Origin of the sequence: Dolichospermum sp. UHCC 0260, assembly GCF_009711985.1 — a bacterium.
Taxonomy (GTDB): Bacteria; Cyanobacteriota; Cyanobacteriia; order Cyanobacteriales; family Nostocaceae; genus Dolichospermum; species Dolichospermum lemmermannii.
This window is the reverse complement of sequence record NZ_VIKZ01000049.1, coordinates 20,095-29,125: the sequence shown is the minus strand read 5'-3', so window position 1 is coordinate 29,125 and position 9,031 is coordinate 20,095. Positions and strand designations below refer to the sequence as shown.

The 9,031-nt window shown below is 39.8% G+C and carries 5 protein-coding genes; 1 reads left to right on the top strand and 4 read right to left on the bottom strand.

From position 1 onward, the window contains the following. Positions 1–20: 20 nt before the first annotated feature. The 4 genes from FJR08_RS17640 to FJR08_RS17625 form a co-directional block, all read right to left on the bottom strand. On the bottom strand, positions 21–950 hold the full coding sequence (locus FJR08_RS17640) for a UDP-glucuronic acid decarboxylase family protein (RefSeq protein WP_015081118.1): 930 nt from the start codon (positions 948–950) through the stop codon (positions 21–23). A gap of 506 nt (positions 951–1,456) precedes the next feature. Beyond that, entirely contained in the window at positions 1,457–2,455 is a 999-nt protein-coding gene (locus FJR08_RS17635) for a formylglycine-generating enzyme family protein (RefSeq protein ID WP_233466896.1), read from the bottom strand. Between the two features lie 210 nt (positions 2,456–2,665). Further along, positions 2,666–3,754 (bottom strand): HAD family phosphatase, encoded by a 1,089-nt coding sequence (locus FJR08_RS17630; RefSeq protein ID WP_168634046.1) that lies wholly within the window; start codon positions 3,752–3,754, stop codon positions 2,666–2,668. Between the two features lie 142 nt (positions 3,755–3,896). Next, positions 3,897–5,558 carry a sulfatase-like hydrolase/transferase gene (locus FJR08_RS17625; protein WP_323294557.1) on the bottom strand — a complete coding sequence of 554 codons (1,662 nt, stop codon included), beginning with the start codon at positions 5,556–5,558 and terminating at the stop codon, positions 3,897–3,899. 422 nt (positions 5,559–5,980) lie between these two features. Between FJR08_RS17625 and FJR08_RS17620 the strand changes: the two genes are divergently transcribed. Continuing rightward, complete coding sequence (locus tag FJR08_RS17620) at positions 5,981–9,007, top strand: valine--tRNA ligase (RefSeq protein WP_168634044.1); 3,027 nt, start codon at positions 5,981–5,983, stop codon at positions 9,005–9,007. Positions 9,008–9,031 lie beyond the last annotated feature (24 nt).

Below are 9,031 nucleotides of genomic sequence, written 5' to 3'. Positions count from 1 at the left end.
AGTTGTGAATTACTAAACCACTACTTTTGAAAACGTTGACGGAAATCTTCGATCATTAATTTTAAACCGTCTTGCAGAGGAATAGTAGGTTCCCAATCTAACAAAGTTTGTGCCTTAGTAATATCGGGACGACGACGACGGGGATCATCAGCAGGTAGGGGTTCAAATTTAATTTGTGCATCTGGGTTAATCAAGTTTTGCACAGCCTGCGCCAGTTCTAAGATAGTGTACTCATCAGGATTACCCAAATTTATGGGGCCAGTATGTTCACCATTCATTAATCGCATTAGTCCATTTACCAAGTCGGAAACATAACAAAAGCTGCGGGTTTGTTGACCTTCACCATAAACAGTTAAAGGCACACCTCGTAATGCTTGCGCGACAAAATTGCTGACTACGCGACCATCATTTTCCAGCATTCTCGGTCCATAAGTATTGAATATTCTGGCGACGCGAATCTCGACTTTATTTTCTCTGTAATAATCAAATGCTAAGGTTTCCGCCATTCTCTTACCTTCGTCATAACATGAGCGAATGCCAATGGGATTGACGCTGCCTCGATAATCTTCAGTTTGGGGATGAACTTCTGGATCTCCGTAGACTTCACTGGTGGAAGCTAATAAAAATCTAGCTTTAACTCGTTTAGCTAACCCCAACATATTGAGTGTGCCAATAACGTTAGTTTTAACTGTTTTAATTGGGTTATACTGATAATGCACTGGAGAAGCCGGACAAGCCAGATGATAAACTTGATCCACTTCTAACCGAATTGGTTCGGTGATATCGTGACGGATCAGTTCAAAATTATGATGATCTAACCATTTGAGGAGATTGTGTTTCTTTCCTGTATAGAAATTATCCAGGCAGATGACTTCATGACCATCATTCATGAGTCGGTCAATTAGATGAGAACCAATAAAACCAGCACCGCCCGTCACTAAAATTCTCATATTTTCCCTTTTGCTAACATCTACTTTCCGTATCTGTGTCATGCTTTTTTATATTATCCACATTGATAACAAAAAAAACACATCCTTATTCAATAATTTTCTGTATAACTCCTAAGTTTTATAAGCTATTGTCTGCTAGATATTCTCTAATGAATTGGTTAATTGTGGGGATGTTTTATCAAATCTTTAAAAAAAATATCCTGTTTTTTACGTAAAATCCATATTTGTTCAGCTGATCATTACACCCTCTAAGGGAGTGTAAGCAGGAAATTTGTATCGAACGTCTCTACATTATTTTTCAGACTATTAGAGGGTGTTTGAAAAGTTATGGTTGATGTATCAAATATTTTTTACCCCACCCTAACCCTCCCCTTGTAAAGGGGAGGGAACTGGATTTTTATTGTTTCCCCCCTTTACAAGGGGGACTAAGGGGGGTAGCAATGTGATGAAAATTACGGAATACCACTTTTCAAACATCCTCTTATATAGCCAGGAAGCGCAGATAATTAGTTAAGTAATTTTACCAAACGAAAACCAATATGTGTTGTTCCTGTATCTGGTGATTGAGACTCCCTGGCCGCAGGACGATAGCGACTACAATAATTAGGAGCGCATAGATAAGACCCACCTTTAATAACGTGTTTAGCAACTCCTGGCTCTCTTGGGTCAAAGCTTTCTTGTTTAGAAGGACCTTGAGGATTTGAAGTGTGACTCTTATGGTCATGACCAGGACGATACCAATCAGTAGTCCATTCCCAGACATTACCAGTAATATCATATAATCCATAACCATTAGGCTGAAAAGACCCTACAGGTGCGGTGCCAATATAACCATCTGCTTTAGTATTGAAAACTGGAAATAATCCTTGCCAGGTATTAGCTTTCTTTTCCGAGTATTGTTCACCCCAACTATAAATAGCATGATTGAGTCCCCCACGAGCCGCATATTCCCACTGAGTTTCTGTTGGTAGTGACATCTTTGCCCATTCGGTATAAGCTTTAACATCTTCATAGGCAACTTGAACAACGGGATAATTGTCTTTACCATTAATATTACTATCGGCTCCGAAAGGATGTCGCCAATTTGCACCTAAAGTCCATTTCCACCAGCTTAAATAGCGGACTCTTTTCGCTTCTGGGTCTGCCATTTGAAAGACTAAAGAACCCGGTTTTCTACTATCATCTGATAAATCAGGAAATTGATCTTTTGGTAAAGGACGTTCTGCTACTGTAATATAGCCGGTTTCTTTGACAAATTGGGCAAATTTGGCGTTAGTAATTTCATATTTATCCATACAAAAACTATTAACGGTAATATCTTCAGCAGAACGTTCTGAATCGTAGTGAGCATCTGAACCAATATTAAAAGTTCCACCAGGAATAAATACCATTCCCTCTGGACAGCTATGTTCTGGAGAAGATGCCTTGACTTCTGGGGAAAACCCGAAAAACAGGCCTATGATTAACAAGCTAAGAATTAGTGATTTTAACCAAATATTTTTCATAACTATTTTCATTTTTAAACAATACAATCTCTTGATTTAAATCTTTGTCAGGTGGATATTACTCAAGCTACTAATTACTATTAATGGTTAATAGTAATACGTTTTTTAGAGAAAATTAGGAATATCAAAGATTAATATCTGTACAAATATTCCTGATTTCTAATATTATTTACATCGCAGTGTATTCAAAAATTTAACAACCGGGTGAACTCAGTTACAAAGGTCTTTTAATTTGTCTACAATCTTGTCTAGTTGCTGAATCATTGCACTAAGCTCCGATGGTATTGAAGTTTTTGCAACTTTACTTTTTGAAGCTGATAGTCGCGGTGGATTTTTTTCAAAAATCGTCTTAAAGTCATCTTTCATGCTGACAACAAGCCAATTCTCATGATCCTGAGCATAGTCTAGAGATTGATTCAGAGGTTCACTATTCTCTGTTGCGTGGGGAACATTGTTGTAGCAATATTCACGTTCTTCATCATCGTGATTGATCAATACTATCAAAGATTTATCTGGTGCAGTACTAGTATATTGAAACATTTGGTAATCACCACTAGAATTACCCACTGCAATAATTGGTCTTTTGCCAACATGAAGTTCAATTCCTGATGGTTTACCCATTGCATCATTATACTGACATAGAATCGGTTTACGCACCAACACTCCACCATCTTGCTGATCAAACAATCTGAAGAAGGCTGAACCAATGATATTTTGAGGGGGAATACCGTAGGCTTCTTCGGCAAAAGAGCGAACAAAATGAACCTCACCACCAGAACAAATATAGACTTGAAATTCCTTTGACTGGAGATACTGGACTAACTCAATTACAGGTTTAAAAGTTAGGTCTATATATGGAGCATCAAACCTAACAAAGCTCTGATCGTCCTTAGGGAAAGAAATAGAACTGTGATTCTGTTTAACAAATTCTCCAGCTTTTGTGATGTATTCATCTGTTGAGATTTGTTGGAAAGCATCAACAAGAAACTTAATCCCTTCCCAATCTTTATTTCCCTCAGAATCTTCTATTGCCTTGCGGATATTTTCAGGAAATTGACTTAAATCTGGTTTGATTACATTTCTTGCTGCTTCTTCTCCTTCAGTCTGTGACTTTATAAAGTCTGCTTGGAAATAATTAGGTCGTTCAGCCCATAAAGTTCCATCATTATCAAAAACAGCAATACGATCTTCCACTGGCACAAAATAATCAGATCCTTCTGTGGTGATTTTTTCCACAAAAGTTATGATTTGTTCCTTATTCTTAGAATTATCGTTCCAAGAATTTAAAACAGTAGACATGATTATATTTCTCCTTGAATGTAGGTAAGATTTTTGTCAAGAAAATCAGGAGGATCAAGGATCAATAGCCTTTCAGAGATCCTCCTAACTTTTAATTTTGCTTACACCGTAGTGTAGTCAAAAAATTAACCACTGAGTAGACTCACTTATTAGAAATGGTTCTCAACTTGTCTACAATTTTGCCTAGTTGGTCAACAACTACACCAAACTCTGATGGTAGTTTTGCTTCGCTGGGCGTAACTGAAGGCTGAGATTTTTGCCCTATCTCGTATGTCTTCTGTATGTCTTTGAGGATCTCATCCACCATGTACTTCACACTAAGAGTAGCAGGTCTTTGACGAGGAGGATATTGATCTGCCTTGAATGTATCCAAAAATTGTTTTAGACGTAGCTGCATATCACCAATTAAGAAAATTCGACGGAAACGCCAATCAACGTAATTATCGGACTCTACGTAAGCTTTCTCAAAAGGATCACGGCGTAAGTTAAATAACTTAGGAACTCTCAACTCCACAAAGGGTTCTTCCCAAACATTAAAGCCTTCTGCACGCTGCTCACTAAACAACAGTTTCCAGTCATCATAGCGCATTGCTGCTGGATAGCCGTCATCTGTGAGGTAGACGAACTGATGACGAGGTGAACAAATTGGGTCGTTATCATTAGGCTTTGTTGTTTCCGTATTTATGTCATGGCAGAATTCATTTGGATATTCTGTACTTAGAGATGATCTTGTCTCTGTTAAGTACGGTAAGAAGTTGTAACCGTCTAAGTGAACACCCTTGTTTTCGTCAGCAAATTCCTCATATTTATTTGTAGGAATGGGTTCTTTAATGGTTTCTTCTCGGTCTTTGACTTTAAGAAGTTGCTGTTTGATATCTGTCACACCAGCCGCAGCCATCAAAGTTGGCACCCAGTCTAGGTGAGACATAATATCGTTAGAGACAACACCTTCAGGAATATGACCCTTCCAACGGATGATAGCTGGAATACGGAAAGCACCTTCCCAGTTAGTATTCTTTTCGCTACGGAAAGGAGTTGTACCACCATCTGGCCAGCTAAATACTTCCGCGCCATTGTCTGTGGTATAGATGATGATAGTGTTATCGTCTAAGCCTTGATCTTTGATAAATTGAACAAGTTCACCAACCTGACCATCATGTTCTACCATACCGTCTGCTTCAATCCCTTGTCCAGTTACTCCCTTAGAATCATCCTTTAGGTGGGTAAAGACGTGCATACGAGTGGTATTAAACCAGGCAAAAAACGGCTTTTCTTCGCTTTTTGCGTTTGTAATGAACTGTTTTGTGGCCCCTAAAAACTCTTCATCTACAGTTTCCATCCGCTTTTGAGTTAGGGGACCAGTATCGCAGATTCGTTGATCAAGAGTTTTTTCATTAAGCTCAGGTTGATCAGGATCAGGATTAGGACTAGGACTTATATCCGCATACCCACCACCTGTGCATAATTCTGTCAAATGAGCATCTTTACCTGCATAACTATGAAGTACACCCCTTGGACGCGCGGCATCTAAGCTTTTATACTTACCCACAGGTGGATAGTCTTCGTTCTCAGGTTCCTCTTCAGCATTCAAGTGATAAAGGTTGCCATAAAATTCGTCAAATCCATGGGCTGTGGGTAGAAACTGATCTAAATCACCAAGATGGTTCTTGCCGAATTGACCGGTTGTGTAGCCCTCAAGTTTCAGTAGGTCTGCCAGGGTTGGATCTTCTGCCTGTAAGCCAATAGTAACACCCGGTATCCCCACTTTAGTCATACCAGTACGGATGGTAGCCTGTCCAGTGATAAAGGCAGCCCGTTAATAAATGTGAATTTACTTGTGTGGTCAGGGAACAGGGAACAGGGAACAGGAAAGACAGAATTGATACCTACTGAGTCATGGCTACGCCACGCAAGCTATCAAAAATCAGGCGTTGCTGAAACCAGGTATGAATTTAGGTGTAGAAACCTTCCATGGAAGGTCTCTACAAGGGTTTTGAAATCATCAAAAATCATTTTCATACCTCAAATCAGCAACGCCAAAAATCAAATAGAAGTCCTATAGAAGTAAAAACTATAATCGCTTATAAATTGTAGTGAGGATCTATTTAACGTCTCTACATTCTTTTTCGGAGATGTCTATTGTTAATTAACCAGAACTGAATCACAAAGATTTTCTAAGCCTGTGGCAAAATTTAGTAGAATCCTTACAAACTTACCATTCCCAGCATGACCTTAACTATTCCTAATCTCCCCAGTCTTTACGAAGCCTTTGCCACAGAAGCCAAATGGCAAAAATTCTGGGAAGACAACCAAGTTTACAAAGCTGACCCCAACCACAAGGGCGAACCTTACTGCGTCGTTATCCCTCCACCTAACGTGACTGGCAGTTTGCACATGGGTCACGCCTTTGAAGGGGCTTTGATTGATACCCTGGTGCGTTACCACCGCATGAAAGGACGGAACACCCTGTGGCTACCGGGAACTGACCACGCCAGCATTGCAGTCCAAACGATTTTAGAAAAGCAACTTAAAGCCGAGGGCAAAACTCGCCATGATTTAGGGCGCGAAAAGTTCCTAGAACGGGCTTGGCAATGGAAAGCGGAATCCGGCGGCACAATTATTAATCAGTTAAAACGCTTAGGTGTATCCGTAGACTGGACGCGGGAACGCTTTACTTTAGATGAAGGTTTATCAAAATCTGTTTTAGAAGCATTTATTCGCCTCCATGAAGAAGGATTAATTCATCGTAGTAACTATTTAGTCAATTGGTGTCCCGCTTCTGGTTCAGCGGTGTCTGATTTGGAAGTCGAACCCAAAGAGGTAAATGGGAATCTGTGGTATTTCCGTTATCCCCTCAGCGACGGTTCTGGCTTTCTGGAAGTGGCGACAACTCGCCCCGAAACCATGTTAGGTGATACAGGTGTGGCTGTTAACCCCCATGACGACAGATATAAACACCTGATTGGGAAAACCGTGACTTTACCAATTATGAACCGGGAAATCCCCATTATTGGTGATGAATTGGTGGACGCGACTTTTGGCACAGGTTGCGTTAAGGTGACTCCAGCCCATGACCCCAATGATTTTGAAATGGGTAAACGTCATGATTTGCCGTTCATTAATATTATGAACAAGGACGGCACGTTAAATGAAAATGCGGGTGAGTTCCAAGGTCAAGACCGCTTTGTGGCGCGGAAAAATTTGGTAGCCCGTTTAGAAGCTGAGGGCGTTTTAGTCAAAGTTGAGGAATATAAACATACAGTACCTTATAGCGATCGCGGAAAAGTCCCTGTTGAACCTCTGCTTTCTACCCAATGGTTTGTCAAAATCCGCCCCCTGGCTGATAAAACTTTAGATTTCCTCGATAACCAAGATTCCCCCGAAATTGTCCCCCAACGTTGGCATAAAGTTTATCGTGATTGGTTAGTAAATCTACGTGATTGGTGTATTTCTCGCCAGTTGTGGTGGGGGCATCAAATCCCCGCTTGGTATGCTGTCAGCGAAACTGAAGGAGAAATTACCGACTCCACACCTTATTTTGTCGCCCGCAATGAAGCAGAAGCGCTACAAAAAGCCAAATTGCAATTTGGGGAAGATGTGAAATTAGTTCAAGACCCCGATGTTTTAGATACTTGGTTTTCTTCGGGACTGTGGCCATTTTCTACTTTAGGTTGGCCTGAAGAAACCGAAGATCTAGCCACATATTATCCTACTGCTACCCTCGTTACTGGTTTTGATATTATCTTTTTCTGGGTAGCCAGAATGACAATGATGGGAACACATTTTACCGGAAAAATGCCGTTTAAAACTGTGTACATTCATGGTTTGGTCAGAGATGAAAATAATAAGAAAATGTCGAAATCGGCAAATAATGGAATTGATCCTTTATTGTTGATTGCCAAATATGGAACTGATGCCTTACGCTATACCTTAATTAAGGAAGTTGCCGGTGCAGGTCAAGATATTCGCTTAGAATATGACCGGAAAAAAGATGAATCTATTTCTGTCGAAGCTTCTCGCAATTTTGCCAATAAGTTGTGGAATGCTGCCCGATTTGTGATGATGAATTTGGATGGACAAACTCCAGCCCAATTAGGTCAACCAGTTCCCACAGAATTAAGTGATAGATGGATTCTTTCCCGTTTTAACCAAGTTGTTAAACAAACAAATCATGACATTGATAATTATGGTTTAGGGGAAGCAGCAAAAGGACTTTATGAATTTATTTGGGGTGATTTCTGTGATTGGTATATTGAGTTAGTTAAATCCAGATTACAGAAAGATGCAGAACCCACATCTCGCAAAGTTGCCCAACAAATCATTGCCTACATTTTAGAAGGGATTTTAAAATTACTCCATCCCTTTATGCCCCATATTACAGAGGAAATTTGGCAAACTCTCACTCAACAACCCGCAGAAAATCCTCAACTTTTACCTTTACAAGCATATCCTGAAGCCGATGATAATCTGATTGATTCAGCTTTGGAAACACAGTTTGATTTATTAATTGGCACAATTCGCACAATTCGCAATTTACGGGCAGAAGCAGATATTAAACCAGGGGTAAAAATTACTGCAAATTTGCAAAGTGAAAGCGCAAGTGAAAGATTTATTCTCACTGCGGGACAGACTTATATTCAAGATTTAGCCAAAGTGGAAACTTTAACAATTGTTGATGTTAATCCTGTTGTGATTCCCGAAGAGATTGCACAAGTTGAAGATAATAAATATTGGCGTGGAATCAAGATCATTGCTTTAATAGTTGTCGCCCTTATCGGCTTAAAAGTAGCTATATTTGTGGGAAACACTGCGTTAGATATTCCCTTCTTTGGAACCAGCTTTGAAATAGTTGGTTTGGGTTATGTAGGTTGGTTTATTATCCGCTATTTACTCAAATCTGAAGCAAGAGAAGAGTTATTTGCAAAATACTTTCCATCTAATGAAACACCAATTGAACCAGAATTACTACCAACCGTACCCCAGGAAAAAGAAAATTCCATTGCTGGTGTTATCGGGACTGTACAGGTAGTAATTCCCTTAAAAGGAGTTGTAGATATTGAAGTCGTTCGTGCGAAACTGGAGAAAAGCTTGCAAAAAGCCGAAGCAGAAGCTCAATCTTTAAGTGCGAGATTAAGCAATTCTAAATTTGTGGATAAAGCCCCCGCAGATGTAGTTCAGACTACAAGAGAGACTTTAGTAGAAGCACAAAAACAAGCAGAAATTTTACGCATACGTCTAGAGACGTTATCGTAGATGGTGATTGGTGATTGGTGATTG